The organism is Halorubrum shenae (assembly GCF_051194165.1).
Taxonomy (GTDB): Archaea; Halobacteriota; Halobacteria; order Halobacteriales; family Haloferacaceae; genus Halorubrum.
The window spans coordinates 250,016-275,214 of sequence record NZ_JBLZNI010000002.1; the positions used below are offsets into that span (position 1 = coordinate 250,016).

Consider the following 25,199-nt stretch of genomic DNA (forward strand, 5'->3'; position numbering starts at 1 on the left):
CGCGGCTCCCGGAACTGCCTCCGCGTTTTTAAGTCTCGCCCGCCCCGAGCCCCGCGTATGGATGTCGTCGGCGACTTGCTCGCTCGGGACCGGCGGAACCGCGACGTCGCGCTCGTCACGGTCGACGGGCGCGAGCGCACCTATCGCGATCTGATCACCAACGCGTACAAGGCCGCCAACGTGTTTCGCTACCTCGGCGCGCGCGAGGGGTCGACCGTCGCCGTCGAGCCGACGCCGAGCCTCCACACGGCGCTCGCCTTCTTGGGTGCCGCGGGGCTTGGCGCCCCGGTCCGGTTCGATCCCCAAGCGGGGATCGAGCACGGCGACCGCGTCGTCCTCGTTGCCGTCGAGGAGGAAGCGAACGCGGAGCCGACGCCCGGAACCAACCTCGCCGTCTTCGGCGGCCCGCCGGAGCGCCCCGAGACGACCCACTGGGAACAGGAGCTGTGGAGCGAGAACCCGGGGATGCCGCCGAGCGCGGTCGGTCCCGACGACCCGGTCGTTCGCACCGCCGACGGCGGAGTCACACACCGTGACCTCCTCGCGGCGGCCGCGTCGACCGTCGAGCGACACGGAATCGACGCCGACACCCGGGTGGTCCTGCGGAGCGACTTCGCGGACCCGCGGGCGCTGGCCGCGGGCGTGATCGCACCGCTTTCGGTGGGGGGAACCGTCGTGCTGGCAGCGGACCAGACGGACCGTCAGGACGCCGAGTCCCGGGGCGAGGTGGCGGTTGTCGTCGGCGAGCCCGGGCCCGAGCCGCCGGAGCCGGAGCGAGCGACCCTTCCGGCGCTCGGGGACGGCTGACGACGAGACGGTGTACAGGGAGACTGGTCGCGCGGCGGGGAGACGGATCCCAAAACCCCTAACCCATCGGGGCGAACGGGACGTATGACCGACATACACCCCGACCAGCGCGTCGCGGTGCTCGCCGACTCGCAGAACCTGTATCACTCCGCACAGAGCTTCTACTCGCGCAACATCGACTACTCCGGCCTGCTGGAGGCCGCAATCAACGATCGCGCGCTCGTCCGCGCCATCGCGTACGTGATCCGCGCGGACTCGCCGGAGGAAGAGAGCTTCTTCGAGGCGTTACGAGACATCGGCTTCGAGACGAAGATCAAAGAGATCAAGACGTTCGCCGACGGCTCGAAGAAGGCCGACTGGGACCTCGGGATGAGCCTCGACGCCGTCTCGCTCGCGAGCCACGTCGACACCGTCGTGCTCTGTACCGGCGACGGCGACTTCGCCCGGCTCTGCTCGCACCTGCGTCACGAGGGCGTCCGCGTCGAAGCCATGGGATTCGGCAACTCCGCGGCCGACGAGCTGATCGAGGCCGCAGACGACTTCGTCGATCTCGCGGACGAAAAGGAGACGTTCCTCTTATAAGGTCGCCGCGGCTCGCGTCAGCTCCCCGCCGCGTTCGCGTCGCCGAGCAGCGCCGCGAGGGTCCGATCGACGGTCTCCGCGGCCGCCTCGACCTCTCGAACTCGGACGTACTCCCGCTCTGCGTGCGCGACCGCGCCGGCGTCGTCGGCAAGGTCGCCGGGGCCGAAGACGACCGTCGGCGCGGGGGCGAAGTACGACGCCTCCGTCGCCGCGCCGAAGGGGCGGACCGCGCCGCCGCGATCCGTCGGAAGGCCGACCGACTCGCCAGCCGTTCGGGCCGCGCTCGCGACCGCCTCCACCAGTTCGTGGTCCGGATCCGTCGAGAACGCCTCGAAGAACGGCGACTCACGGTCCGTCAGCCCGACCGCGACGCCGATGTCGTCCGGCGTCGACTCTCGCACGGCATCCGCGAGCGACGACCGGAACCCCTCCGCCGTCTCCGGCGGGACGCTCCGACGGTCGACGGTGATCTCGCAGTCCGCGGGCACCTGATTCGTGGCGCCGCCGCCTTCGATGACGGTCGGCGTGAGCTTCGGCGGACCGAGTTGGGGGTGTTCCTCGGCGCCGTCGTCGAACGTCCGAACCGCCGAAAGCGCCCCCTCGGCAGCGGCGACGGCGTTCGCCCCCGCAAACTCCGCGGCGTGGGCGGCAGTGCCCGACAGTTCGACGGTCCCCTGAAACCGACCCTTTGCGGCGGTGCAGGCGTCGAGACCGGTCGGCTCGCCGACTAGGTAGCAGTCGCCGTCGAGTCGGTCCTCCGTCCCGGGCGAGCGCCCAGTTAGTGCCGCCGCGCCGAGCGACAGCGACTCCTCGTCCGGGGTGAGCGCCAGCGTGAGCCGGCCGCGCTCCGGTTCGGCAGCGAGGAAGCCCGACAACAGCGCCGCGAGCGGTCCCTTCGCGTCGCAGGCGCCGCGCCCGCGGATCACTGGCTCCGACTCGGCACCCGCCGAGCCGCCGCGTTCGCTCTCGTCCGCCTCGCCGCGCTCGAACGGGACGTGCGGCGTCACCGTGTCGAGGTGCGTGTTCACCACGAGATGCGGCCCCTCGTCGGGCGCGTCCGAGCGCTTCTCCGCGAGCACGCAGCCGCCGGCGACGACGTCGCTGTCGACCTCGAACCGATCGAGCGTCTCGACGACGAACTCGCGCATCGCGTCGACGGACTCGTGAGAAGGCGTCTGGACCGCCGTTTCGAGGAACGAGACCGGGTCGAACGCCGGCTCGTTCATCGCGGGTCGACCGGGAGCGTCCCCTCGTACTCGCGGGCGACGGGGCCGGTCAGGGTGGCGTGACCGCGGTCCGGCACCGTGATCTCGAGTTCGCCGCCCGGGGGGCGGCTGACTGCCGAATCGCCGTCGATCAGGCCGAGCCGTCGCGCGACCGCGACGATCGCGACGGCGCCGGTCCCGCAGGAGCGGGTCTCGCCTTCGACCCCGCGCTCGAAGGTTCGCTGGTCGATGACAGCGGGCCCGTCGCCGCTCCCGTCGTCGACGACGCTCGCGAGGTTGACGTTCGCGCCCTTGGGGAAGACGTCGGCGTGACGGACCGGCGGCGCGATCGCGTCGAGGTCGATCGAATCGATCCCGTCGGGGTCGTCGCGGCCGCCGTTGACGAACGCGACCGCGTGCGGAACGCCGGTGTTGACAGCGGTGACGGTCAGTCCCTCGACCGGCTCGTCGATCAGCGGGGCGTCGCGGGCGAGGGGGACCCAGACGGGATCGAACGTCGGTTCGCCCATCTCGATGGTCGCCGCGGTCGCGTCCGCGTTCACCGAGGCGCGCCGGGTGCCGGCCTGCGTGTCGATCATGAACTCGCGGTCGCCCGTCCGGTCGTGGGCCCACCGCGCGACGACGCGGGCGCCGTTACCGCACATCGTCGCCGTCGAGCCGTCCGGCTGGACGAGCGTCATCACGACGCGAGTCGGGTCGAAGCGTTCCTCAACACTTAAAAAGAGGACGCCGTCGGCGCCGCGTCGCCCTGTGGGGTCTCCGTCTCGCACGACGTCGAACTCCTTCCCGTCGACGCCCGTCTCACGGTCGCAGTAGGCGCGCGCGAAGGCCGAGCGGTCGCCGACGCCCTCGGCCCCCGCGTCGACGACGAGGAAGTCGTTGCCCGTGCCGTGGTACTTCTCGAACGGGACGGCGTGGGCGCTCATCGACTCCCCTCCGTGCCGTCGGCTCGGTCTCGATTCGATGCCCCCTCAACCCTCGTCAGGTCGCTGAGCGTCTCCCGGCGGCGGACGACCGCCGCGGTGCCGTCGTCGAGCGCGACCTCAGCCGGCCGCGGTCGTGAGTTGTATTGGTTCGCCATCTCGTATCCGTACGCGCCCGCAATCCCGACCGCGAGGAGGTCCCCGCGAGCCGGGTCGGCGAGCGCTCGGTTCCTACAGAGCGTATCGCCGGTCTCACAGATAGGTCCGGCGACCGTGACAGGGGTTGCCGACCGGTCGTCCGGGGAGGGCGCGTCGCTGCCGTCGTCCCCGCGCCCGCCCCCGAGGTTCCGGATCGGGTGGTAGGCGTCGTACATCGCCGGGCGCAGCAGGTCCGTCATCCCGGCGTCGACGCCGACGACGCGCTCGTCTGGCGTCGGCTTCACGGTGTTAACGCGCGTCAAAAGGACGCCCGCGTCGGCAACGACGTACCGCCCGGGCTCGATCGCGAGGTCGACGCCCGCGGGCAGCGGCGCGACGGCCTCTCGCGTCGCTTCGCCGACTGCGGGCAGGTCGAGCGCCGGCGCGTCTTCCTTATACGGGACGCCGAAGCCGCCGCCGACGTCGACGTATTCGAGGTCGAGAGGGGCGACGCCGTCCTTGTCCGGCTCTGCAAGCTCCCGCGCCAGATCGCCCATCCGCGCCACCAGCTCGCGGTGGCTGTCGAGCTGGTCCGGGTCGATCCCGGAGCCCGCGTGGGCGTGGATTCCGACGACGTCGAAGCGCTCGGCCGCGTTCCGCGTCGCCTCGGCGGCCCGGTCGTACGGGATCCCGAACTTCGCCGCGCCGCCGGTTCGGACCTTCTCGTGGTGGCCCGCGCCGACGCCGGGGTTCACCCGGACGCAGACCCGCCCGTCGTAGCCCCGCTCGGCGAGGCGGTCGAGGGTGTCGAGAGCGCCGACGGTGACTGTGAGGCCCGGCTCCGCCTCGGCGACGCCGACGACGTAGTCGAGGTCGCGGGTGGGCGGGTTGACGGCGGTGTAGTGGAGTCGGTCGCCGCCGAAGCCGGCCGCGAGCGCGCGGTCGACCTCTCCCGCCGAGGCGCACTCGGCGTCGAGGCCCGCCTCGCGGACGGTCTCCAAGACGGCCCGACCGGTGTGGGCCTTCACCGCGTACCGCACGTCGGCATCCGGAAAGGCGTCGCGCAGGCGCTCGCAGTTCTCCCGGACGCGGTCGAGGTCTTGCACGTAGAGGGGGGTGTCGTACTCGGCCGCGAGGTCGTGCAGGCGGTCGGCGTCCCAGTCGCTCACGCGCCGGACCGACGGATTCACCGATGATTCTGCGGCGGCGTCGTGATCGCTCATTCCCGGAGCGCGTCCTCTCGCCGCGTCGCCTCCAGCGTCTCCTCCTCGACGTGGGTCGCGACGACCGCGGGCTTGTACGCGCCGCCCTCGAAGAGGTCGTGGTCGCCGACGGACGACTCCACCATCCGGGTGAACGCCCGGCGCTCGGCCGGGAGGTGGCCGTAGATGACCTCCTCCTCGACGAGGTCGTAGACGGGGATTCGCGGCGTCAACAGGGTGTTCTCGCCGACGATGCTGTTCTCGCCGACGCGGAAGCCCGAGGTGACTCGACAGCCCGCGCCAAGCGAGACGCCGTCCTCGACGATCACCGGCGCGTCCTCGACGGGTTCGAGGACGCCGCCGATCAGCGTGTTGGCGCCGAGCTTGACGTTCTCGCCGAGCTGGGCGCAGGAGCCGACCGTGTCACAGGAGTCGACGAGGGTGCCGTCGCCGACGTACGCGCCCATGTTGACGAACGAGGGGCTCATCATGATGCAGTCGCTGCCGAGGTACGCGCCTCGGCGGATAGTTGTCCCGTCCGGCGTGTTGCGGGTGCCCCGCTCGCCGAGGTCATCGGTGTCGCGGAGCGGGAGCACGTCGTGGTAGGTGACGCCGCCGTACTCGCGTGCCTCGGTCTCGCGCAGGCCGAAGTTGAGCAGGATGCCCCGCTTGACCCACTCGTTAGCCGCCCACGTGGTCACGTCGTCGCCGGTCTTCTCGGCGGCGCGGACCTCGCCGGCCTCCAGTGCGGCGAGGAACTCGTCGATTACGGCAGCGTCCTCGTCGGTCGCGTCGACGGCGGTCAGCCCGTCTTGATAGCGGTCCCACAGATCGGATACGTCGGCTTCAAGCGTCATTAGATGGTGTATAGATGAGTGTCGGTATTTATTCGTCGATATGCGTATTCGCTCTAGTTATTCGTCGGCGCCACCAGCGTCCAGCACGTCGCCGAACGCGTACCACCCGGGCTCGCGGTCGGCGAGCCAGTCGGCGGCGTCGAGCGCGCCCTCGGCGAACACGCCGCGGTCGCCCGCGCGGTGGGTGAGTTCGAGCGTCTCTCGGTTCCCCGCCAAAAGCACCTCGTGTTCGCCAGTCACGTCGCCCGCGCGTCGGGCGTGGACGCCGATTTCGCCCGACTCGCGCGGCGCGTCGCCCTCGCGTCCGTGGACGCGCCGGTCGAGGTCGTCACGAACCGACTCCACGTCGTCGAGGATCGACTTCGCGGTGCCCGAGGGGGCGTCCCGCTTGGCGTTGTGGTGCGTCTCCGTCAGCTCCACGTCGTAGCCGGGGAGCGCGGCGGCGGCCTCGCGGACGGCGCGCCGGAGCGCGGCGACGCCGCGCGCGAAGTTCGACGCCTTGAGGACCGGGACCGCGTCGCTCGCGGCCCGGAGGCTATCGAGCTGCGCGTCCGCGAATCCGGTCGTTCCGGTGACCATCGGCACGTCCGCGTCGACGCAGTCCTCGGCGTACGAGACCGCCGAGGCGGGACCGGTAAAGTCGACGAGTGCGTCGGGCTCTGCGGCCGCAAGCAGCTCGTCGAGCCGGTCGGCGTCCTCGACCGCGACGCCCGCCACTGGGTCGGTCGGGGTGCGGTTGACCGCGACGGCGACCGCGACGCCCTCGCGGTCGGCGGCGGCCGAGATGACTTCGCGACCCATCCGACCGCCGGCGCCGGTGACGGCGATAGAGAGGGGTTCGCCGCTCATTCGGCGTCCCCCGTCGCGGGATCGACGGCCGCTGAATCGACGGAGCCGGGCGCGCCGTCGTCGTACTCGGCCAGCAGCTCGCGCAGGATCTCGCGCCGCTCCTCCGAGAGACGGCTGAGCGGCGAGCGGACCAGCGGCCCGCCCCGGTCGCGGATGTGCATCGCCTCCTTCACCGGGATCGGGTTCGTCTCGGCGAACAGCTCGCGGACGAGCGGCGAGAGCTCGTGGTGGAGCGCGCGGGCGCGGTCGTAGTCGCCCGAGAGCGCGGCGCCGACCATCGCGCAGGAGCGCTCGGGTTCGACGTTGCCGACAACGCTGATGGTCCCTGTGCCGCCGATCGAGAGGACCGGGAGGGTGAGCCCGTCGTCGCCCGAGAGCACGGAGAACGTCTCGTCGCGGGTGCGCTCGATCACCTCGCTAATGAGGTTGAGGTCGCCGGATGCGGCCTTGTACCCTTGAATATTCGGGTGTTCGGCGAGCTCGACGGACACGTCGACGGGGATCGACTGCCCCGTCCGGCTCGGGACGTTGTAGACGATCTGCGGGAGGTCGACCTCGTCGGCGACCGTCCGGTAGTGGGTTAAAAACCCCTGCGGCTCCGGCTTGTTGTAGTACGGCGAGATGAGCAGGAGGCCGTCGGCGCCCGCGTCGGCGGCGCGCTCGGAGAGCGAGAGCGCCTCGGCGGTGTTGTTCGAGCCGGTGCCGGCGATCACGGGAATGTCGTCGACGGCGTCGCGGACCGTCTCGATCACGTCCACGTGCTCGTCGTGGCTCATCGTCGCCGACTCACCGGTGGAGCCGACGGGGACGACTCCGTCGACGCCCGCGCGCTCGAGGTAGCGGGCGTTGTCGGCGAGCTGCTCGTGGTCGACCTCGTTGCCGTCGGTGAACGGGGTCGTCATCGCGGGGTACACCCCCTCGAAGGGCTCGTCGGTCTGTTCTCGGTCCGTCGCGTCCTGCGCTCCGTAGGGCGTCGTCGTGGTTGTGTCTGTCATTGGTTGACGGTGGATGTCGGTGTCTGCGTCGTCTGCGCTTGATAAGCGAACGGTGCGCGCGAGTCGGGGGTCGTCCGGGACGGGGTCGCCACTCCCGCCGGCGGACGGGTCACGCGCGTTTTTTCGAAAAGAGCCGCGTTGCTGGCGGCGCCGGCGAGCCGCGTCCGAACGCGGGTCGGTTCACATTCGTAGTGGAACCCTCCGTCGCTTATAGATTTGGGCTCGGGTCGAAACTGCCGTCCGGGTGATGAACGCGTCACGCACACGCTTTTAGGTCATCGACGCGTCTCTCTGGATCTCATGGCCAATTCCACCGACCCCGACGAGCGGGCAGACGAGTCCGGCGATCCCGAGGTCCCCGACGACTTTGACGATCTCGACCCCGACGACAGGCCCGACATCGACGCCGACCCCGACGCCGACCGCCACGAGTACCACTCCGACCGGGAGCACGCGTTCCCCGACGACCGGCTCAACGAGATGCTCGACCGGATCGAGTCGGACCCGGAGATCACGGCGTACCTGGAGGCACAGAACGTCAACCCCGTCGACCGGAAGGGGTACAACGACCACGGCACGAAACATATCGAGATCGTCCGGGACCGCGCGCTCCGGCTGTACGACCTGCTGAAGGCGGGCGACGTCGAGTTCAACGGCGCCCGCCAGCAGGGGCTCGACGAGGCCGACGAGCCGGTGATCATCGCGCTCGCGGCCACCCTCCACGACATCGGCCACGTCGTCCACCGCCACGACCACCCCTACTACTCGATCCCGCTCGCGGCCGACTTCCTCGACGACTTCCTCCCGTCGTTTTACGACGTTCCCGAGCAGGTCCGGATCAAAGCCGAGGTACTCCACGTCATCCTCTGTCACCACACCGAAGAGCAGCCGCTGACGCGCGAGGCCGGCGTCGTCCGGATCGCCGACGGACTCGACATGGAGCGCGGTCGTTCTCGGGTCCCCTACGAGGAGGGCGGCCGCGGGATAAACACCGTCTCCTCGCAAGCGATCGAGCGCGTCTCCCTGCGAAAGGGTGAACAGACTCCCGTACAGGTCGTGATCCGCATGAACAACGCGGCCGGCGTCTACCAGGTTGACTCGCTGCTGAAGGCGAAGATGGAGGGGTCGCTGTTGGAAGACCGGATTCAGACGGTCGCGGTCAACACCCACAGCGACGAGGACGGGACGAAGTCGATCGTCGACCGGATCGAGCTGTAGGGCGGTGCATTATCGACCGAGTATCGACCGAACACTTATTCGGAGTGGGGAGCGTATCTGAGAACATGGCAAGCGCGACTCGCCGGGAAGACGACGGCCCCGACGGAGTCGAATTCGTCCGTGAGGACGACGGTACTGTTACGGCCCGCGATCTCGAAACGGGATTAGCTCGCGGCGGAGAGACCCGCGCAGAGGCCCTCACGCAGCTCGCCGAAGTGCTCACACTGGAAGCCGGCGGTGGCGAACCCATTGCGGATCCCGACGGATTTCTACGGGACATCGGTGTCGATTCCAGTATCGACGACAACGAACTCCCAGACGTCATGCGGTAGATGGTTCGGCAGACGTTCTCCGGTCGAGAGGTGATCTCCGTACTGACCCGTTTCGGGTACGTTCCACAGTCACACCGGGGAAGTCACGTTCGGCTCCGGTACGAGAACACGGATACCGGAGAAGTTCGGAACGTCGACGTCCCACTCCACTCGGAGATTCGCATCGGGACACTTCGCTCGATCGCCGATCAATGCGGTGCCGAGGATTTCCACGCGTGGTGTGAGTGGATCGACGAGCACGCCTGAAGAGTCGATCTGATTATCGGGGGTTTCAGGATGCGTCCCGACAGCCCCCCGAAGCGTCTCCCCGCTCCCGAGTCACGGCGCAACCGGGAACCCATTCCGGGTCACGTTCTCGATTCGTGTCGCAACGGCTTTGCGGGTAGCCACGATAACCGAGGTATGAGCGACGCAGCGGCCCTCGCGGACCTGCGAACCGGCGCCGACTACCAGTTCGGCGCGGGCGCGGGCGACGCGCTGTTCCCCCCGGACGAGACGCTGACCCTCCGGCGGTCGAGCGGCGGCCGCCCCCGACAGGTGATCGTCGGCGACGTGGACGACGACCCCGGCAGCCCGGAGGGCGACCGGCTTGTCTCGTACGGCACGGACGGGCGGTTCACCCTCGGAATCGCCGGGGGGAACCGAATCCGCGAGGCGTTCGCGGCCCCGCGTCATCGGATGATTGTCGGCGAGGAGAGCGAGCCGTTCGTCCGCGAGGGGCGCAACACGTTCGCGAAGTTCGTGACCGCGGCCGACGACGGGATCCGCCCCGGCGACGAGGTGCTCGTCGTCGACGAGGACGACGCGCTGTTCGCGGTCGGGCGGGCCGAACTCTCCGGCGCCGAGGCCGAGCACTTCGCGAGCGGGGTCGCGGTGAAGGTGCGGAACGGCGCGGGGACTGACGGAGACGAGGACGCTGACGCGAACGGCGACGACAGGTAGCGCGTTCTCGCCATTTTTAAGGCGGTTTTCAAGAGAGCGAACCCGACTCCCGATCGGTCGTTACTCCGAAACCTGCTCGGTGTGCGACGCTGTATTCCCGGCTACATCGTCCACGGTGATCGTCACATCGGCCTTCTCTCCGCCCTTTTTCTTGAATTTGAATTCGTCCGTGCCGGACGCGCTGGTTCCACCCACTGCGTGCGTGTGCGTGTCGCTGAAGCTGCTCCCGTCCGCGTCGGCAGCAGAGATCGTCACGGTGCTCAGGTCCCCGTCTCCGTCGCTCACGCCCCAGTTGACGGTGATCTCGATGTGGGGGTTCGGCGACCCGGCCTCCGTGATGTCGTGGGTGTCGATCGTCGGTGCAGTACTCGTGTCCTCGGTTTCGGTAACCGAGGTCGACCCCGATCCAGTGGTACCCGAAGCGTCAGTGACGGACACCTCGACGGTGTAGCCATTGCCGGAGCCGTCGTCATCGACTGCGATCAACCGCGTGCTGCCGCTCGCTGTCCCGCCGCTGATACTGAGGGTCGCAGTATCCTCGGTCGAGCCGTCCGAGTCCTGGATCAACGCCAGATCGAGGGTCTCGAGGTCGCCATCGCTGTCGCTGACCTCCCACGTGACGTCGAACTCGGCGTCGGAATCACTGGTCTCGACCTCACTTGCCGAGAGGGTATCAACCGCCGGGGAACTCTCGGTGTTGTCTGTCGCGACCGTGATACTCGCGCTACTGGTATTCCCGGCCGAGTCCGTCGCGTTGGCCTCTAACGTATGGTCGCCGTCAGTGACTCCCGTCGTGTCCCAGGAGTCCTCGCAGTACGTCGACGTGGAATTGTATGTAGTCGATCTCGCGGAGCCGCCATCGACGGTGTATGTGACATCCAAGGTGTCATTGCTATCCTCGCTGTCCGTTGCGTCTATTTGGACAGTTAATGTGCCCGACACGGTCTCACTGTCAGTGGGATTTATCCACGAGACGCTCGGCGCGGAATCACTCCCAAGAACGGCTGCCTCGGCGTCAAGAAGGCCGTACCCCTGCTCGGAACTCGAGAGGCCGAGGTCTTCGGCGGTGGACTGTAGCTGTTCGCGTGCTTCGGTGTTCGTATACCCGTTGGCCATCAACTGACCGCCCGCGCCGGCCACGTGAGGACACGCCATCGACGTCCCCGAGAAGGTATCGTGACCGCCGATGACCGTTGAGTAGATCCCGCCACCTGGAGCGGCGAGTTCGACTTCCGGGCCGGTCGAGGAAAACGACGAGAGGGAGTCGTCGCTGTCGGTGGAGCTGATCGCCATGACCGTCGAATACGCGGCGGGATAGCCGACGCAGTCAGAACAGGGCCCGTCGTTACCTGCCGCGGCCACCAGTAATACCCCGTTGTCGTAGGCGTACTGGCAGGCGTCTTTCACCGTCTGGGATCCCGAAGAGGCACCGAGGCTCAGACTCCCGACGTCCCACCCTTGGTCTGCCGTATACTCGATACCCGCCGCAACGTCCGAGAACGAACCGCTCCCGTCCTTGTCGAGAACCTTGACAGCGTGGAGAGTCGCTTCCGTCGAAACGCCAACGACACCGTCGGTATTGTTTATAGCGTCAGCGATACCGCCACAATGTGTCCCGTGATCGTTGTCGTCTGACCACGAGTAATTACAATTTGACCCACTGCAATCGGCATATGCCTTGCCGGTCCCGATGTTCGCCTGCAAGTCTGGATGATCGTCATCGATCCCCGTGTCGATGATGGCAATGTCGGCGCCGTTTCCAGTTTCACCGTTCCCGTGGAGTACGTCGGCATCAACGCGATCGATTCCCCACGAGAGCCTCTGGCCGATCGCGTGCATCGTGCCGTCTTCTTCGATGTACCGGACGTTGGGATTCCGTTGGAGCGCGTTCAGTGCGTTCTCTGAGAACCGTCCAGCTACGGCTTGGCCGATTGAGCCGAGATCCAAGACACGGTGGACCGAGTCTGCCCGCCGCCTCGCGGCGTCGGTTGCCGTTGGTGCGCTCGTCCCGACAATGTGACGCTCTGTGCTTTGTGCACTCGTTGCCCCTGTCCCGAGTGTTATTGCGCCAACACTTCCAGCACCGATCCCGGTGAGTATTTCTCGTCTTGATTTGCCTTTATTTGTCATAAAATTAGATACCACACTGGATTGTATAGTTCTGTGGTTCGAGACTCGGGTTCAGCCGGGACGAGAGTCCGCGCTGAAAGCCTGCAGCTTCAGCCGCGAGGTAGCTTACGAGCGATCGACGAACGCTCCCCATTCACAAACCACCGAACGACCCGGTCCAACACCAAACAGCCACATCTCTGGACCGACGGGTACACAAGCGGGCCGCGCCCACGACTCGGTATGGACGATATCGACGTCGAGCCGGTGGATCGCGTCGAGGAGCCGGAGACCGAGGGAGACGGCGATGCCGACCATCCCGACGCCGACCTCCCGACCGAAACAGACGCCGCCACGGATCTCCCCGCCGGCGTCGACGCCCCGGACTACGTCCTCTACGGCGGGAAGGGCGGCGTCGGGAAGACGACGATGGCGGCCGCGACCGGGCTCGCCTCGGCGGCGGGCGGGGTCAACACCTTGGTGGTCTCCACCGATCCGGCCCACTCCCTCTCCGATACCTACGAGACGGACATCCCGGCCGAGCCGGCGCGCATCCGCGAGGACATCCCGTTATACGCCGCCGAGATCGACCCCGACGACGCGATGGAAGAGGGGATGTTCGGCGCCGACGGCGACCCGCTCGGCGGGATGGGCGAGATGGGCGGGATGATGGGCGGCGGGGGCAGCGCGGGCGACGCGGGCGGCGCAGGCGACGCAGACGGCACCGGAAACGACGCCGACGGCGGCCTCGGCTCTCTCCTCGGCGGCACGATGCCCGGCGCAGACGAGGCGGCCGCGATGCGTCAGCTGCTGGAGTACCTCGACGACCCGCGGTTCGACCGGGTCATCGTCGACACCGCGCCGACGGGCCACACTCTCCGACTCCTCCAGCTCCCCGAGATCATGGACTCGATGATCGGCCGGGTGATGAAGCTCCGGCAGCGCTTCTCCGGGATGATGGACGGGATCAAGGGGATGTTCGGCGGCGGGAGCGACGACGCCGACCCCTCCGCCGATCTCGACGAGCTCCGCGAGCGGATCGAGCGCCTCCGGAGCGTGCTGCGAGACCCCGAGAAGACCGACTTCCGCGTGGTGACCATCCCCGAGGAGATGAGCGTCGTCGAGTCGGAGCGGCTCGTCGCCCGCCTCGACGAGTTCGGAATCCCGGTGAACACGCTCGTGGTCAACCGGGTGATGGAGGGCGTCGGCGACGTGACCGGCGGGAGCGGGGCCGCGATCGACCCCGACTGGGTCGTCGAGCCGAATCCGGACACCTGCGAGTTCTGCGCGCGCCGGTGGGAGGTCCAGCAGGCGGCGCTCCGCCGAGCGACGGACCTGTTCCGCGGGCGCGACGTGAAGCGAGTCCCGCTGCTCGCGAAGGAGGTTCGCGGAGAGGCCGCGCTGCGGGTCGTGGCCGCGTGTCTGCGCTAGGACCGCTCGTCTAGGGCTCCGTAGAGTGCCTCTCGGACCCGCTCCGCGACCCCCGTGAGGTGGGCTTGACCGAACAACGCCACGAGGAGCGCCCCAAAGGAGTTGTACATCAGGTCGAGCACCGTGTCGTCGAGCCCGTGCTGTGCCAGCGGCATCGAGACGCCCGTTTCGTCGGCAACGATGTCCAGCGCGAACTCGAACAGCTCCCAGACGACGCCGAACGCGAGCACCACCACGAGGATGAAGACGAACGCGAACCGCGACGGGATCCGAATCATGTCGCTGTGGAGGTCGACCGCGCGGAGCGTCGTGTATCCCGCGCCGGCGATCAGCGACGCAGAGAGCGCGTGCGTGAGGTGGTCCCACCACACGATCTGCGCGTAGAACCACGCCGACCCCAGCGTGTGGAGAAACACCGCGGTCGTGATCCACACGCCGAGCCACGGGTCGAGCGGAATGTTGTAGTTGCGCTCGAGCAGCGCCGGAACGAACGTGACGAACAGGCCGAGCCCGCCGTTGGTGATCGCCTTCGGCTGGCCGAACGCCGCGCCGTAGACGACGATGGCGGCTAGTAAGATCTGCATCCCCCGAGTGAGCCGCCGCTGGGTCCGCAGCGACGGGCGGGCGCGGAGGGCGCCGCGGACGTTCATCGGCGCACCACCCAGCCTATCGCGCGGCGAAGCCGCACCCCGCGCCGCCGGAAGTAGAAGTTGAAGACGACGCCGGCGACGAGCCCGGCCAGCGTCACGTAGATCCACTCGATCATCAGCGCCTCGTTGGTCGTCAGGTAGGCGGTCCCGAGCATCCGGTCGGCGTTCCATCGCAGGACCGTCCACGCCGCCGCCGTCGCCATCGTGGCCATCACGACGAACAGCACGGCGAACCAGTGTGTCACGCGTAGCGTGGTGAACATCTGGAGCTCGACGGTGATGATCAGCGCGAACGCGGCGATCGCGAGGTACGTCGCGAACGTCCCGAGCTCGCCCCCGAGAAGCGTGCGCACCAGCACCGGCAACAGCGCCAGCCCGAGCACCTCCCATGGGAGCATCACTCGCGGGTTCCGCGCCGCGACCGCCGGCGCGACCACGACTGCGGCCATCGCGGCCACGAGGACCATCGGAAGGAGATCGAAGTCGAGCAGGCTCTCGACGAACACGACGACAAGCATCGCCACCATCGCCCACGCAACCAGCGCGTTCGTCCGCCCGTTACGGAACAGCCGCGCCAGCCGGTCCTCGATGACGCTCCGCTCCGGAGCGCTCGGGTCGGGATCCGCCAGATCGGCCAGATCGGAGTCGGCTGAACCGGGATACGCCGGATCGGAGCCGTCGGCCTCGACATCCGCCTCGGAATTCCCGTCCGGGGCGTCGGCCGTAGATCGGTCCGTAGTCATACGCCCAATCGGACCGGCTCCAGTATATGGGTTGCTTCTGCGACGCGCCGAACGGACGCGCTTTTACCCGTCAGGGCCCTCCGGTCGCTATGAACTGTCGGCGGTGTGGAACCCCGCTCCGCAAGCCCGGGGACTTCTGTCTCACCTGCAACACCGCCAACGCCGACGCGGTCGTCGTCGAGTTTCGAGAGGATCGCGCCCGGCTCACGATCCTGGACGACGACGAGGTCGTCGGCGAGACGACCGTGACCACCCGACCCGAGAGCGACGAGCAGCTGACCGAGATCCAGCTCCGCAACTTCGCCGGACGTGTCGCCGACGAGATCCGCCGCAAGCGCCCCGAGACGGTCTACGCCGCCGGCGCCCGAGACCCGCTCCGTGAAACGCGCGCGCAGGTCCACCACGAGTTCTACCGCGTTCCCGACGCGGGGGTCGACGAGGAGGCCGACGACAGTGACGAGCAGGTGACTCCCGTCGTTTCGTGGGTGCTCGACCGACGCGGTGACCGCGCCTTGGAGGTCGTCGAGACGCCGCCGCGGAAGAAGATCGGCGGGTCGCACTCGACGCTCATCGGCGACCGCAAGGGCCGGAAGGCGGTCAGCACGGTCGCGCAACACCCCCACGTCAAGAAGATCGTCCCCGGCCCGATCGACGCCGGCGGCACCGGCTCACGCACGGGGCTGCGCGCGAAGGCGACGCGAGCCGGGACCAACGGGAACGTCCGGCTCCTCCTGCGGGACGGATCCAGCGTGCAGGAGAATCGGATCGTCACCACCGCGATGGATCGCGAGACCGGCGAGCGCGTCCGCGAGGACCTCAACGAGGCGCTACGGGACGCAGAGCTGCAGGACGAATGAGTTCGTGGCGGTCCCGTGAGCGGAGCGAACGGGACCACGCGAGGGAACGAGACGAACGAAGCGAGTCGAGTGGACTCGCGGAGAGCCGCCGTCCGAACCGACTCCCGGTAGGTATTTCCGCCGGCGCGCGCGATCGCTTATAAATGCTGAGCGACGTGATGGAGGATTACCTGAAGGCGATCTACGTCCTCCAGTCCGAGCAGGGTCCGCCCGTCTCGACGTCGGCGATCGCGGAGTATCTCGACAAGACCTCTCCGTCGGTCACCGATATGCTGGGCAAGCTAGAGGATCGCGGGCTCGTCGAGCGAGAGCCGTACCAGGGCGCCGAGCTGACTGCGGAGGGCGAGGCGGTCGCCCTAGAGATCGTCCGTCACCACCGGCTGTTGGAGGCGTTCCTCGCCGAGCGGCTCGACTACGACTGGAGCGAGGTCCACGAGGAGGCCGACGCCTTGGAACACCACATCTCCGAGGCGTTCGAGCGGCGCGTGGCGGAGGCGCTCGGTGACCCCGTCGTCGACCCGCACGGGGACCCGATTCCGGGCGCGGACCTCGAACCGGTCGACGAGGGGAGCGGCGCGCGGCTCGCGGACCGCGAAGAGGGCGATCGCGTGATCGTCGCTCGCGTCTCCGACCGCAACGAGGACGAACTCGAGTACCTCGCCGACGCCGGGATCACGCCGGGCACCGAGATCGAGGTCGTCGACGTCGCCCCGTTCGGGATGGTGACCGTGGCGACGCCGACCGGCGAGCAGAGCCTCCCGGCCGAGGTCGCCCGCTCGATCCGGGTCGAGGACGCGGAGTAATCCCGACTTTCGGCCGCCACCGTCCACACTCGTCCATCAGTGGGGCTTCCTCCCCTGTGACGACCAGCGTTCGTTCGCGAGGCTTTTCACGAAAACGGACCTCCCAAACGGTGTGAGTCTCCTCGTAACGCTCGGCGCCGGCGTCGTCTTCGGGCTGGCGCTCGCGGCCCCGCCCGGACCGATGAACGCCGTGATCGCCGAGGAATCGGTGCTACGCGGTCGCTTCGCCGGCTTCCGTGCCGGGCTCGGCGCCGCGACCGCCGACGCGATATTCTTCCTGCTCGCGTACGTCGGCGTCGTGGCGATCGTGGAGTCGTTCCCGCTGTTGCAGGGCGCCATGGTCGCCGTCGGCGGCGTCCTCATGTTGTACTTCGCCGTCGGCGCGGCTCAGGGCGCGCGGGCATCGTTCCGCCCCACCGCGGGCGACGATCCCATCGTCGCGGAGGGGAAGGGGTTCCAAAAGGCGCTGGTGCTCGCCTTGACGAACCCGTATCAGGTGCTGTTCTGGCTGACGATCGGCGTCGGACTCCTCCGCCCCGGCGAGCTCGACGTACTCGCTCGGCTCCCCGTCATCGGCGCGGACCTCGCCGGGACGTTCGTGGTCGCCACCGGCTCCCCGGCGCTCATCGGCGGGTTCTTCCTCGGCGTGTTGCTGTGGATCGTGGGGTTCCCGACCGGGCTCGTCGCCGCCGAGCGACGGATCGAGACGTTCGCGCCGCTGATCGCGGTCGGCTCCGCGATCGTGCTCGCGGGATTCGGCGTCTACTTCCTCTACGACGCGGCGACGACGCTGGCGGCGCTCGGGCTCTGGTGAGAGCGTCGAGTACCCACCACCCCGCGACCGACATGGACAACGGCTTTCACTCGCGGGTGCGACCGGCCGGTATGTTCGAGAAGACCACGTGGATCAAGCTCCCGCGGAACGTGCTCGTGGGCCACGGCGTCCTCGACGACCTCGGGGAGGCGGTCGGCGAGCTGTACCTCACGGGACGGCCGCTGATCGTGACGAGCCCGACGCCGAACGACATCGCCGGCGACCGGGTGCGTGCGCAGTTCGACGACCCCGCGACGGCCGTCGTCGAGGAGGCCTCCTTCGACGCCGTCGAGGAGCTCACCGAGACCGCGGAGGCGATCGATCCCGGCTACCTGATCGCCTTGGGCGGCGGAAAGCCGATCGACATCGCGAAGATGGCCGCCGACCACCTCGGCGTCGGCTTCGTCTCCGTCCCAACGGTGGCGTCCCACGACGGCATCGTCTCGGGCCGCTCTTCGATCCCCGAGGGAGACACGCGCCACTCGGTCGCGGCCGACCCGCCGCTCGCGGTCGTCGCGGACACGACGCTGATCGCGGAGGCCCCGTGGCGGCTCACCACCGCGGGCTGTGCGGACATCATCTCGAACTACACCGCGGTGAAAGACTGGCGGCTCGCCCGCCGGCTCCGAAACGTCGAGTACAGCGAGTACGCGGGCGCGCTCTCTGAGATGACCGCGGAGCTGCTCGTCGAGAACGCCGACATGATCCGACCGGGGTTAGAGGAGTCGGCGTGGGTCGTCGTGAAGGCGCTCGTCTCCTCCGGCGTCGCGATGTCGATCGCGGGCTCGTCTCGGCCCGCCTCCGGCGCGGAACACCTCATTTCCCACCAGCTCGACCGGAGCGCGCCGGGGAGGGCGCTCCACGGCCACCAGGTCGGCGTCGCCTCGATCATGACGGAGTACCTCCACAGCGGCGAGAACGGAGAGTGGACCGCGATCCGCGACGCGCTCGCCGAGTTGGACGCCCCGACGACCGCCGCCGAGCTCGGCCTCGACGACGCGGAGCTGATCGCCGCCCTCACGAGCGCCCACGAGATCCGCGACCGATACACGATCCTGCAGGGCGGGATCAACGAGGCGGCCGCGATCGAGGTCGCGACGGCGACGGGCGTGATCGACCGGTGAGGACGGGTCAGGGCGTGGACCGCTCCGCGCCCGCAACGACCAGCGACCCGTCCCGCCCTCGAAAGCGAAATAACCGTCCCGCGACAACCACGCGTATGTCCACCGTTAGCGTTCGCGACCGGGCCAAAGGGCGGGCCGGCGCGATCACCGTACTCCTCACGGTTGTCGGCTACGGCGCGGTCGGCGGCGTATTCCTCGTCCCCCAGTTTCAGGCGCTGTTCCCGGAGCTGACGCGAGGCACCGTCGACCTGCTCGCACACGCCATCGCCGCCGTCAACACTGTCGCGATCGTCACGCTCTCGCTGGGGTGGTACTGGATCCGCAATGACGAAGTGAAGAAACACGCGGCGGCGATGACGACCTCGTTCGCCCTCATCCTCGTGTTCCTCGGGCTGTACCTCCCGAAGGTCGCCGGCGGCGGGACGCGAGAGTTCGTCTTGGAGTCGGCGTACGCGTGGGTGCCCCTGTGGGACTGGATCTACTACGCGTACCTCCTCATGCTCGCGATTCACATCATCCTCTCCGTCGTCGCCGTGCCCGTCGTCCTCTACGCCGTCGTCCTCGGGCTCACACACTCGGAGACGGAACTCCGGAACGAGACCCCGCACCGCCGGGTCGGTCGGATCGCCGCGAGCGCGTGGCTCCTCTCGCTCGTGCTCGGCGTCGTCACCTACCTCATGTTGAACCACGCGTACGACTCGACGTTCGCGGCCGCCGAGGCCGCGGCGGCGCTGATTCCGGTGGTCCCCGGGCTGTAGCGCCCCCGTCATCGTCGAGACACGCCAATCCGGCCTCGCCCGCCGCCACCGAAACGCTTGACCCGCGCCCCGGTCACCCACAGGCATGACCGACTGGATCGGCGACGTCTTCACGAGCGATATCGGCTGGGACCACCTCGAATCACTCGTCGACATCGGCGACCGCATGGCCGGCTCTGACGGCGAGCGCGCCGGGCTCGAGTTGACCCGCGACGCGCTGGCCGACGCCGGGGCGCGCGAGGCGCGGATCGACGAGTTCGAGATTCAGGGCTGGAAGCGCGGCGGCAGCGAGATCCGACGCGGCGAGGAAGTCGTCGCGAGCGGGATGAACGCCTGCGTCGCGCTCCCGCGCAGCCCGAGCGGCGAGGCGACCGGCGAGTTCGTCGATCTGGGATACGGCGTCCCCGAGGACTTCGACGGGGACCTGACCGGGACGGTCGTGATGGTCTCATCGGACACCCCCGACTCCGTCGACCGGTTCATTCACCGGCGAGAGAAGTACTACCACGCGGTGGAGGCCGGCGCCGCCGCCTTCGTCTTCGCGAACCACGTCGAGGGGACGCTGCCGCCGACCGGGAGCGTCGGCACCGCAGACGCGCCGATCGGCGAGATCCCGGCGGTCGGCGTCTCGAAGGAGACCGGCGCCCGTCTCGCGCGCCGACGCGAGGGCGAGGAGCTCACCGTCGCCGTCGACTGCGAGACCCCCGACGCGACGAGCGGGAACGCGGTCGCCGAGATCGGTCCCGACACCGACGAGTTCCTCGTCGTCTCCTGCCACGTCGACGCTCACGACCTCGCGGAGGGGGCGATGGACAACGGCGCCGGCACGGCGACGCTCGTCGAGGTCGCCAACGCCCTCGCCGCTCGGGAAACGGCGCTCGACACGAGGGTGCGGTTCGTCGGCTTCGGCGCCGAGGAGGTCGGCCTCGTCGGCTCCTCGCGGTTCGCCGCGAGCGTCGATCCCGACCGCGTCAAGGCCGTGATCAACGTCGACAGCAACGTGTTCGGTCGCACCCTGAAGCTCGATCACCACGGGTTCGACGCGTTAGAGGCGGCCGGCGAGCGCGTGAGCGACCGGTTCGACCACCCGATCGCGCTCGGCGAGAAGCTGGTCCCGCACAGCGACCACTGGCCGTTCGTCGAGCGCGGGATCCCCGGCTACATGGTTTCCGGGGAAACGGAGGGACGCGGCCGGGGGTGGGGCCACACCGGCGCGGACACGCTCGACAAGCTCGAGTCCCGGACCCTCCGCGAGCAGGCGATCCTGCTGACGGCGCTCGTCGTCGACCTCGCCGGCGACGACGTGTCGACCACGCGGAGGCCGACCGACGAGATCGCGGCCGCGCTCGAGCGGGAAGGGAAGGCGACGGGCATGAAGATCACCGGCGACTGGCCGTTCTAGCCGAACGTGCCGGCCGCGAACCGGGAGGTTTTCACCCCGGCCGATCGCACTCCCAGACATGGAAGCGTCGGAACGCCGCGTTGCCGTCGTCGGTGACGACGGACGAACGTCGGAGCTCCGAGCCGCGGTCCGGGACGCCGGGGGACGCCTCGCTACCCCGACGGATGCGAGCGGCGAGGCGAACGGCGACACGGCGACGATCAGCGGCGACGCCCCCGGCGCCGACCTCCTCGTGGCGGTCGGAGACGAGGCCGTTCGCGACGCGGTCGTGACGGCGCCGAACTGCACGGTGGTCCCCGTCGCCGACCGTCGGCTCGCGTTCGACCGCGACGAAGCCGTCGAAGCTCTCAGACGGCTGCTCGACGGATCGGCAGCCGCCGACCCCGTCAGGCGTGTCACGCACCCGGTCCTCGCCGTCGATGGCGGGACCGACGTCGCTGTGCGGGCCGCGTTCGATGTCACCGTCGTCACCGACGAGCCGGCGCGGATCTCGGAGTTCGCAGTCGGGTTTCCGCGCGGGCAGACCGAGTCGGTCCGCGCCGACGGCATCGTCGTCGCGACGCCGCTGGGGAGCGACGGGTACGCGAACGCCGCCGGCGGCCCACTCGTGGAGCCCGGCGGCGGACTCTCGGTCGTCCCGATCGCCCCGTTCAGCACCCACACTGACGCGTGGATCGCGACGGAACGGCTTCGGCTTACCGTCGAGCGGGAAGACGAGCCGATCGTACTCGTGGTCGACGGCGAGCGGCGCGGCACCGTCGAGCCACACCGGCCGATCGAGATCGAGACGGTCGGTCAGGTCGCGTTCGCGGCGCCGAGGGGGTGTCGCGAGCGAACCGATCGGAAACACTCTAATAACTCGTGACCGGATGTGTCGGTATGGACCCACTGCAGTTCCTCGTTCCGCTCGGCTGGCTGTCCGAAGTCGGACCGATGCTGCCGTACGCGATACTCGTGATGGCGGTCGCAAATCTCGCGACCCGGCACATCGCGCACCGGCACCACGTTGACCAAGGGAGCGACGGCGAGAGCGTCGAGCCGCATACGCTTCACGCGTTCACAAACATCGGGCTACTACTCTTGACGCTCCTGTTCGTCGTCGCCGCACCGATCAGTGGAACGATCCTCGCGGTGATCGTGATCACGATGTTGATCGCCGACCTGTTCGAGCTGGAGGCACGCAACGTCGAGGCGCGAAACGATATGCCGATCGAGGCCCCGAAGAGCTCGATCGCCGCTTCGTTGGTCTTGATGGTGTTCGTCGCCTACTACTCGCTGTTCTTCCTCGTCTCGGGGATATGGAACCAGTTCATCGTCGCGTGAGGTGAGCGCGGCCCGGCGGACCGGGTTCCGCCTTCGGCCGGCGTCGATCGAGATGCAGACGCTCCGTGAAAAAAGACGGAAGCGACGGCGACGGTTCCTGATAAACGACGATGCAGTGGTGCCGCCGACGAGCGGGCCGCAGACGCGTAAGTCGCACGCGTCAACAGCGCTGTTATTTATAAGATCGTGTCTGTCTCCATATCCTTGGTCGCCTCTTCGAGCCCGTCGTTGCGAGCGGTCTCGGCGTGAGAACCCTCGAGCTCGGCGTCGGTGAGGAGGTCGCGGAACTCGTCGCGGAACCGGTCGTTCGCCCGGGTGGAAGTCAGGTCCACGCGGGCGACGCGGGCGTACTTCGCGACGGTGTCGGGGTCGGCGTCGAGGACGTCTGCACACTCGACGATCGAGCGCCCCTCGGCGGTCAGCTGCTTCAGGTCGGCGTAGTCGAACGCGTCGCCGTCGACCTCGCGGTCGGACTCGCGGACGAGGTGGAGGCTAAACCGCGCGTCGCGGACGGCCGCGGGGTCGACGACGGGCGCGGCTTCCGAGTCGACTCCACTCTCCTCCCCGGCACCCTCGCTGTCCCCGTCCACCTCGCGCACCTCCGCGAGCGCGGTCGCGATCGCCTCGTCGTCCGCCTCCTCGAAGCGCCCGCGAGCGATCCGGGCGTAGGTCGCGTCGTCGAAGTCGGTCGAGAAGTCGTACCGCTCGCGCATCGCGGCGACGAGTTCGCGGACCCGCTCGCCGACCGCCGCCCCGTCGCGGTCAGTGAGCGTCCCGCGCGACTCCGCCTGCCGCTCGGTGACCGTGTCGGACCCGGTGGTCTCGACGAAGATATCGCGGAGATCGGCGGTCTTCTCGTCCATGGGCGGGGTGATACGCCCCGACAGTAAATAAGTCTCGCGTCCAAACTCGGCGAGCCCTGGCGGTCTCGAGCGGAGACGACCGAGGATCGCCCCGTCGTCAACCAGTATATTCAAGTTGGTTTACGAGGATGTCGGAGACATGGCAACCAATACGGAGTCGGTGGATCTCGTCGGCGACGAGGCCGCAACGAACCTCGCCCGTGCGGCGCTGTTCGCCGCGCTCATCGGCGCGTTCGCGTACGTCTCGTTCCCGTTCCCGCTCTCGCCTGCACCGGTGACACTACAGGTGCTCGGCGTGTTCCTCGCCGGGATCTACCTCGGTCCGGTCTGGGGCGGAGCAGCGCTCGTCTTCTACCTGCTCGCCGGGGCGCTCGGAGCCCCGGTGTTCGCGAACGGCTCTGCCGGCTTCGGCGTGCTCGTCGGCTCGACGGCCGGCTACCTCTGGTCGTACCCGATCGCTGCGGCGCTGGTCGGGGCGATCGTCCACCGCGGGACTGACCTCCGCGACCTCGGCGCGATCGGGGTTGGTACCCTCGTCGGCGCGATGGCCGCCGGCGTCGTCACCATCTACGCGTTCGGCGTCGTTGGGCTGGCGGTTGTGCTCCCCGAGCTCACTCTTGTGGAGGCGTTCGTCACCGGCGCGGCCGTGTTCCTCCCCGCGGAGGCCGCGAAAGTCGCCGCTGCGGTCGGCGTCGTACGCTCGGACGCGATCGCGGCCGCATGAGGTGACGCCGTGATCAACTCCGAGGTGCGATCGTGATCGACGTCGACGGCGTCATCTGCCGATACGGCGGCGGCTCAGACGACGATACCGGCGTCGTCGCGGTCGACGACGTGACCCTCTCGATCCCGGACGGCGAGTTCCTGATCGTCGCCGGCGCGAACGGCTCCGGCAAGACGACGCTCGTCCGGACGTTCAACGGGCTCGTCGACCCCGTCGCCGGGACGGTCTCGGTCAACGGGACGCCGGTGAGCGACGACCTCGTTGCCGCCCGAACCGCGGTCGGCATGGTGTTTCAGGACCCCCGCGACCAGCTGGTCGCGGCCACCGTCGGGGCCGACGTGGCGTTCGGCCCGGAAAATCTCGGACTCTCACACGCCGCGATCGACCGGCGGGTCGACGACGCGCTCGACGCAGTGAACATGGCAGGCCGAGAGGACGACCGGACCGCGAGTCTCTCGGGCGGCGAGCGCGAGCGCGTCGCGATCGCGGGCGCGCTCGCGATGGAGCCCGACCACCTCGTCTTGGACGAGCCGTTCACCGGGCTCGACGAGCCGGCCCGGCGAGCGGTGCTCGACCGCCTGCGCGAACTCCGCGCGACCGGGACGAGCGTGATCGTCGTCACCCACGACCTCCGCGACGTGCTCGAACTCGCGGATCGGGTGGTGGGGCTGTCGGCCGGGCGAGTCGCCGTCGACGACGCGCCGCAGACGGCCGCCGCAGAGCTGCCGGGGCTCGACGTACGGGTTCCATCGGAGCGGTTCGACGACCGGCCCGCAGACGCCCCCGACGCCCCTTCCGACTCGTGACCCTCTCGTACGTCCCCGGGGACTCGCTCGCTCACCGGCTCGACCCCCGGTCGAAGCTCCTCGTGCAGGTCGGGTTCGCGGCGGCCGCGTACGCGTACACGACTCCCAGGGGGCTCACCGCGCTCACCCTCCTCGCCGTCGCCTGCCTGCGGCTCTCCGGCGGTGGCACCCGCGACCTGTGGACCTACCGAGCCGCGTTCCCGGTGCTTCTCGTCGCGCCCCTCGTCGCCGGCGTGACGCTCGGCGCGCCGTGGTTCCGGATCGAGCGCGCCGCGACCACGGGGCTCGCGAGCTACCGGGTCCTGCTGATCCTCGTCGTCGCCGCCGGCTACGTCAGGTCGACGCCGGTTCGAGGGTCGCGGGCGGCGATCCAGCGCTCGGTGCCGGGGAAGTCCGGACAGTTCTTGGGAACCGGTGTCGCGCTCGTGTTCCGGTTTCTTCCCCTCTTAAAGCGGGACCTGCTGACGGCGCGGGAGGCGGTCCACGCCCGCGGCGGCGACGCGCTTCCGGTCCGCGACCGAATGCGGCTCGTCGCCGTTGCGGGAATCAACCGGGCGTTCGGGCGGGCCGACCGACTCGGGACCGCGCTGAACGCCCGGTGTTTCGCGTGGAACCCGACGCTCCCGCGGCTGGCGCTCGGTCCCGCGGACTACCCGGCGCTCGCGCTCGGCGGGGGGCTGCTGGCGGCGGCCGCCGTCCCTCTCGTGTAGCCGCTCGAGAA

28 protein-coding genes are annotated in these 25,199 nt (G+C 69.0%); 18 read left to right on the forward strand and 10 right to left on the reverse strand.

The features are described 5' to 3' along the window. The first annotated feature begins 57 nt into the window (after window positions 1-57). Together ACNS88_RS04050 and ACNS88_RS04055 are read left to right on the forward strand one after the other, a co-directional pair. On the forward strand, window positions 58-807 hold the full coding sequence (locus ACNS88_RS04050; RefSeq protein ID WP_435094151.1) for a hypothetical protein: 750 nt from the start codon (window positions 58-60) through the stop codon (window positions 805-807). A gap of 84 nt (window positions 808-891) precedes the next feature. Continuing rightward, a complete protein-coding gene (locus tag ACNS88_RS04055) occupies window positions 892-1,389 on the forward strand; it encodes a LabA-like NYN domain-containing protein (RefSeq protein WP_435094153.1) in 498 nt (165 codons plus the stop codon). A gap of 17 nt (window positions 1,390-1,406) precedes the next feature. Here the strand turns inward: ACNS88_RS04055 and ACNS88_RS04060 are convergent, their stop codons facing one another. Genes ACNS88_RS04060 through dapA form a run of 6 tightly spaced genes read right to left on the reverse strand, consistent with a single transcriptional unit; the run spans window position 1,407 to window position 7,579 of the window. Beyond that, a complete protein-coding gene (locus tag ACNS88_RS04060) occupies window positions 1,407-2,615 on the reverse strand; it encodes a M20/M25/M40 family metallo-hydrolase (RefSeq protein WP_435094155.1) in 1,209 nt (402 codons plus the stop codon). Further along, window positions 2,612-3,541 (reverse strand): diaminopimelate epimerase, encoded by a 930-nt coding sequence (gene dapF / locus ACNS88_RS04065; protein ID WP_435094157.1) that lies wholly within the window; start codon window positions 3,539-3,541, stop codon window positions 2,612-2,614. Before dapF ends, ACNS88_RS04060 begins: the two co-directional genes overlap by 4 nt. After that, complete coding sequence (gene lysA, locus ACNS88_RS04075; RefSeq protein WP_496923266.1) at window positions 3,538-4,899, reverse strand: diaminopimelate decarboxylase; 1,362 nt, start codon at window positions 4,897-4,899, stop codon at window positions 3,538-3,540. Before lysA ends, dapF begins: the two co-directional genes overlap by 4 nt. Beyond that, window positions 4,896-5,735: a 2,3,4,5-tetrahydropyridine-2,6-dicarboxylate N-succinyltransferase gene (locus ACNS88_RS04080; RefSeq protein WP_435094159.1), complete on the reverse strand. Its 840-nt coding sequence runs from the start codon at window positions 5,733-5,735 to the stop codon at window positions 4,896-4,898. The genes lysA and ACNS88_RS04080 overlap by 4 nt, the downstream gene beginning before the upstream one ends. A 57-nt stretch (window positions 5,736-5,792) precedes the next feature. Next, the gene (gene dapB, locus ACNS88_RS04085) at window positions 5,793-6,584 is read right to left on the reverse strand and encodes a 4-hydroxy-tetrahydrodipicolinate reductase (protein WP_435094161.1); all 792 of its coding nucleotides are present in this window, start codon (window positions 6,582-6,584) and stop codon (window positions 5,793-5,795) included. Beyond that, window positions 6,581-7,579 (reverse strand): 4-hydroxy-tetrahydrodipicolinate synthase, encoded by a 999-nt coding sequence (gene dapA, locus ACNS88_RS04090; protein ID WP_435094163.1) that lies wholly within the window; start codon window positions 7,577-7,579, stop codon window positions 6,581-6,583. The genes dapB and dapA overlap by 4 nt, the downstream gene beginning before the upstream one ends. A 300-nt stretch (window positions 7,580-7,879) precedes the next feature. Between dapA and ACNS88_RS04095 the strand changes: the two genes are divergently transcribed. From ACNS88_RS04095 to ACNS88_RS04110, 4 genes are all read left to right on the forward strand, one after another. Beyond that, complete coding sequence (locus ACNS88_RS04095; RefSeq protein ID WP_435094165.1) at window positions 7,880-8,797, forward strand: HD domain-containing protein; 918 nt, start codon at window positions 7,880-7,882, stop codon at window positions 8,795-8,797. Between the two features lie 65 nt (window positions 8,798-8,862). Continuing rightward, window positions 8,863-9,129: a type II toxin-antitoxin system HicB family antitoxin gene (locus ACNS88_RS04100; protein ID WP_435094167.1), complete on the forward strand. Its 267-nt coding sequence runs from the start codon at window positions 8,863-8,865 to the stop codon at window positions 9,127-9,129. Then, on the forward strand, window positions 9,130-9,375 hold the full coding sequence (locus tag ACNS88_RS04105; protein ID WP_435094169.1) for a type II toxin-antitoxin system HicA family toxin: 246 nt from the start codon (window positions 9,130-9,132) through the stop codon (window positions 9,373-9,375). It abuts the gene before it with no gap. A 156-nt stretch (window positions 9,376-9,531) separates the two neighbouring features. After that, entirely contained in the window at window positions 9,532-10,071 is a 540-nt protein-coding gene (locus ACNS88_RS04110; protein ID WP_435094171.1) for a PUA domain-containing protein, read from the forward strand. A gap of 60 nt (window positions 10,072-10,131) precedes the next feature. Here ACNS88_RS04110 and ACNS88_RS04115 read toward each other — a convergent pair whose 3' ends face one another. Further along, complete coding sequence (locus ACNS88_RS04115; protein WP_435094173.1) at window positions 10,132-12,018, reverse strand: S8 family serine peptidase; 1,887 nt, start codon at window positions 12,016-12,018, stop codon at window positions 10,132-10,134. 405 nt (window positions 12,019-12,423) lie between these two features. Between ACNS88_RS04115 and ACNS88_RS04120 the strand changes: the two genes are divergently transcribed. Further along, a complete protein-coding gene (locus tag ACNS88_RS04120; protein WP_435094175.1) occupies window positions 12,424-13,611 on the forward strand; it encodes an ArsA family ATPase in 1,188 nt (395 codons plus the stop codon). Here ACNS88_RS04120 and ACNS88_RS04125 read toward each other — a convergent pair. Beyond that, window positions 13,608-14,261, reverse strand: coding sequence for a DUF2238 domain-containing protein (locus tag ACNS88_RS04125; RefSeq protein ID WP_435094177.1), 654 nt, complete (start codon window positions 14,259-14,261; stop codon window positions 13,608-13,610). The two genes, ACNS88_RS04120 and ACNS88_RS04125, sit on opposite strands and share 4 nt — an antisense overlap. Further along, a complete protein-coding gene (locus ACNS88_RS04130) occupies window positions 14,258-15,004 on the reverse strand; it encodes a hypothetical protein (RefSeq protein ID WP_435094179.1) in 747 nt (248 codons plus the stop codon). The genes ACNS88_RS04125 and ACNS88_RS04130 overlap by 4 nt, the downstream gene beginning before the upstream one ends. An 89-nt stretch (window positions 15,005-15,093) precedes the next feature. On the opposite strand from ACNS88_RS04130, the gene ACNS88_RS04135 reads away from it, so the two are divergent. The 8 genes from ACNS88_RS04135 (at window position 15,094) to ACNS88_RS04170 (ending at window position 22,085) form a co-directional block, all read left to right on the forward strand. Continuing rightward, window positions 15,094-15,861, forward strand: a complete 768-nt coding sequence (locus tag ACNS88_RS04135; RefSeq protein WP_435094181.1) for a DUF2103 domain-containing protein — start codon at window positions 15,094-15,096, stop codon at window positions 15,859-15,861. 143 nt (window positions 15,862-16,004) lie between these two features. Then, window positions 16,005-16,664 (forward strand): metal-dependent transcriptional regulator, encoded by a 660-nt coding sequence (locus ACNS88_RS04140; RefSeq protein ID WP_435094183.1) that lies wholly within the window; start codon window positions 16,005-16,007, stop codon window positions 16,662-16,664. Between the two features lie 112 nt (window positions 16,665-16,776). Further along, on the forward strand, window positions 16,777-17,478 hold the full coding sequence (locus ACNS88_RS04145) for a LysE family translocator (RefSeq protein ID WP_435094185.1): 702 nt from the start codon (window positions 16,777-16,779) through the stop codon (window positions 17,476-17,478). Between the two features lie 71 nt (window positions 17,479-17,549). Beyond that, complete coding sequence (locus tag ACNS88_RS04150; RefSeq protein WP_435094187.1) at window positions 17,550-18,602, forward strand: NAD(P)-dependent glycerol-1-phosphate dehydrogenase; 1,053 nt, start codon at window positions 17,550-17,552, stop codon at window positions 18,600-18,602. A 95-nt stretch (window positions 18,603-18,697) separates the two neighbouring features. After that, entirely contained in the window at window positions 18,698-19,360 is a 663-nt protein-coding gene (locus tag ACNS88_RS04155; protein ID WP_435094189.1) for a DUF420 domain-containing protein, read from the forward strand. 85 nt (window positions 19,361-19,445) lie between these two features. Next, the gene (locus ACNS88_RS04160) at window positions 19,446-20,762 is read left to right on the forward strand and encodes a M28 family peptidase (protein WP_435094191.1); all 1,317 of its coding nucleotides are present in this window, start codon (window positions 19,446-19,448) and stop codon (window positions 20,760-20,762) included. 58 nt (window positions 20,763-20,820) lie between these two features. Continuing rightward, a complete protein-coding gene (locus ACNS88_RS04165; protein WP_435094193.1) occupies window positions 20,821-21,627 on the forward strand; it encodes an NAD(+)/NADH kinase in 807 nt (268 codons plus the stop codon). Window positions 21,628-21,641: 14 nt separating this feature from the next. After that, window positions 21,642-22,085, forward strand: a complete 444-nt coding sequence (locus ACNS88_RS04170; RefSeq protein WP_435094195.1) for a DUF7313 family protein — start codon at window positions 21,642-21,644, stop codon at window positions 22,083-22,085. A gap of 176 nt (window positions 22,086-22,261) precedes the next feature. Here ACNS88_RS04170 and ACNS88_RS04175 read toward each other — a convergent pair whose 3' ends face one another. Continuing rightward, the gene (locus ACNS88_RS04175; protein ID WP_435094197.1) at window positions 22,262-22,948 is read right to left on the reverse strand and encodes a hypothetical protein; all 687 of its coding nucleotides are present in this window, start codon (window positions 22,946-22,948) and stop codon (window positions 22,262-22,264) included. A gap of 139 nt (window positions 22,949-23,087) precedes the next feature. On the opposite strand from ACNS88_RS04175, the gene ACNS88_RS04180 reads away from it, so the two are divergent. The 3 genes from ACNS88_RS04180 to ACNS88_RS04190 are packed head-to-tail and all read left to right on the forward strand — an operon-like array spanning window position 23,088 to window position 25,188. After that, window positions 23,088-23,672: a biotin transporter BioY gene (locus ACNS88_RS04180; RefSeq protein WP_435094199.1), complete on the forward strand. Its 585-nt coding sequence runs from the start codon at window positions 23,088-23,090 to the stop codon at window positions 23,670-23,672. A gap of 32 nt (window positions 23,673-23,704) precedes the next feature. Next, entirely contained in the window at window positions 23,705-24,478 is a 774-nt protein-coding gene (locus ACNS88_RS04185) for an energy-coupling factor ABC transporter ATP-binding protein (protein WP_435094201.1), read from the forward strand. Then, a complete protein-coding gene (locus tag ACNS88_RS04190) occupies window positions 24,475-25,188 on the forward strand; it encodes an energy-coupling factor transporter transmembrane component T family protein (RefSeq protein ID WP_435094203.1) in 714 nt (237 codons plus the stop codon). The genes ACNS88_RS04185 and ACNS88_RS04190 overlap by 4 nt, the downstream gene beginning before the upstream one ends. Window positions 25,189-25,199: the final 11 nt, after the last annotated feature.

Excerpts from the sequence above, each read along its gene's own strand:
- ACNS88_RS04180 (WP_435094199.1), top strand. The coding sequence starts at position 23,088 with ATGGCAACCAATACGGAGTCGGTGGATCTCGTCGGCGACGAGGCCGCA.
- ACNS88_RS04080 (WP_435094159.1), bottom strand. The coding sequence starts at position 5,735 with ATGACGCTTGAAGCCGACGTATCCGATCTGTGGGACCGCTATCAAGAC.
- ACNS88_RS04095 (WP_435094165.1), top strand. The coding sequence starts at position 7,880 with ATGGCCAATTCCACCGACCCCGACGAGCGGGCAGACGAGTCCGGCGAT.
- ACNS88_RS04125 (WP_435094177.1), bottom strand. The coding sequence starts at position 14,261 with ATGAACGTCCGCGGCGCCCTCCGCGCCCGCCCGTCGCTGCGGACCCAG.
- dapB (WP_435094161.1), bottom strand. The coding sequence starts at position 6,584 with ATGAGCGGCGAACCCCTCTCTATCGCCGTCACCGGCGCCGGCGGTCGG.
- ACNS88_RS04150 (WP_435094187.1), top strand. The coding sequence starts at position 17,550 with ATGTTCGAGAAGACCACGTGGATCAAGCTCCCGCGGAACGTGCTCGTG.
- ACNS88_RS04165 (WP_435094193.1), top strand. The coding sequence starts at position 20,821 with ATGGAAGCGTCGGAACGCCGCGTTGCCGTCGTCGGTGACGACGGACGA.
- ACNS88_RS04120 (WP_435094175.1), top strand. The coding sequence starts at position 12,424 with ATGGACGATATCGACGTCGAGCCGGTGGATCGCGTCGAGGAGCCGGAG.
- ACNS88_RS04050 (WP_435094151.1), top strand. The coding sequence starts at position 58 with ATGGATGTCGTCGGCGACTTGCTCGCTCGGGACCGGCGGAACCGCGAC.
- ACNS88_RS04130 (WP_435094179.1), bottom strand. The coding sequence starts at position 15,004 with ATGACTACGGACCGATCTACGGCCGACGCCCCGGACGGGAATTCCGAG.
- ACNS88_RS04155 (WP_435094189.1), top strand. The coding sequence starts at position 18,698 with ATGTCCACCGTTAGCGTTCGCGACCGGGCCAAAGGGCGGGCCGGCGCG.
- ACNS88_RS04100 (WP_435094167.1), top strand. The coding sequence starts at position 8,863 with ATGGCAAGCGCGACTCGCCGGGAAGACGACGGCCCCGACGGAGTCGAA.
- ACNS88_RS04055 (WP_435094153.1), top strand. The coding sequence starts at position 892 with ATGACCGACATACACCCCGACCAGCGCGTCGCGGTGCTCGCCGACTCG.
- ACNS88_RS04110 (WP_435094171.1), top strand. The coding sequence starts at position 9,532 with ATGAGCGACGCAGCGGCCCTCGCGGACCTGCGAACCGGCGCCGACTAC.
- dapA (WP_435094163.1), bottom strand. The coding sequence starts at position 7,579 with ATGACAGACACAACCACGACGACGCCCTACGGAGCGCAGGACGCGACG.
- ACNS88_RS04105 (WP_435094169.1), top strand. The coding sequence starts at position 9,130 with ATGGTTCGGCAGACGTTCTCCGGTCGAGAGGTGATCTCCGTACTGACC.
- ACNS88_RS04175 (WP_435094197.1), bottom strand. The coding sequence starts at position 22,948 with ATGGACGAGAAGACCGCCGATCTCCGCGATATCTTCGTCGAGACCACC.
- ACNS88_RS04060 (WP_435094155.1), bottom strand. The coding sequence starts at position 2,615 with ATGAACGAGCCGGCGTTCGACCCGGTCTCGTTCCTCGAAACGGCGGTC.
- ACNS88_RS04170 (WP_435094195.1), top strand. The coding sequence starts at position 21,642 with ATGGACCCACTGCAGTTCCTCGTTCCGCTCGGCTGGCTGTCCGAAGTC.
- ACNS88_RS04135 (WP_435094181.1), top strand. The coding sequence starts at position 15,094 with ATGAACTGTCGGCGGTGTGGAACCCCGCTCCGCAAGCCCGGGGACTTC.
- lysA (WP_496923266.1), bottom strand. The coding sequence starts at position 4,899 with ATGAGCGATCACGACGCCGCCGCAGAATCATCGGTGAATCCGTCGGTC.
- ACNS88_RS04160 (WP_435094191.1), top strand. The coding sequence starts at position 19,446 with ATGACCGACTGGATCGGCGACGTCTTCACGAGCGATATCGGCTGGGAC.
- dapF (WP_435094157.1), bottom strand. The coding sequence starts at position 3,541 with ATGAGCGCCCACGCCGTCCCGTTCGAGAAGTACCACGGCACGGGCAAC.
- ACNS88_RS04140 (WP_435094183.1), top strand. The coding sequence starts at position 16,005 with ATGCTGAGCGACGTGATGGAGGATTACCTGAAGGCGATCTACGTCCTC.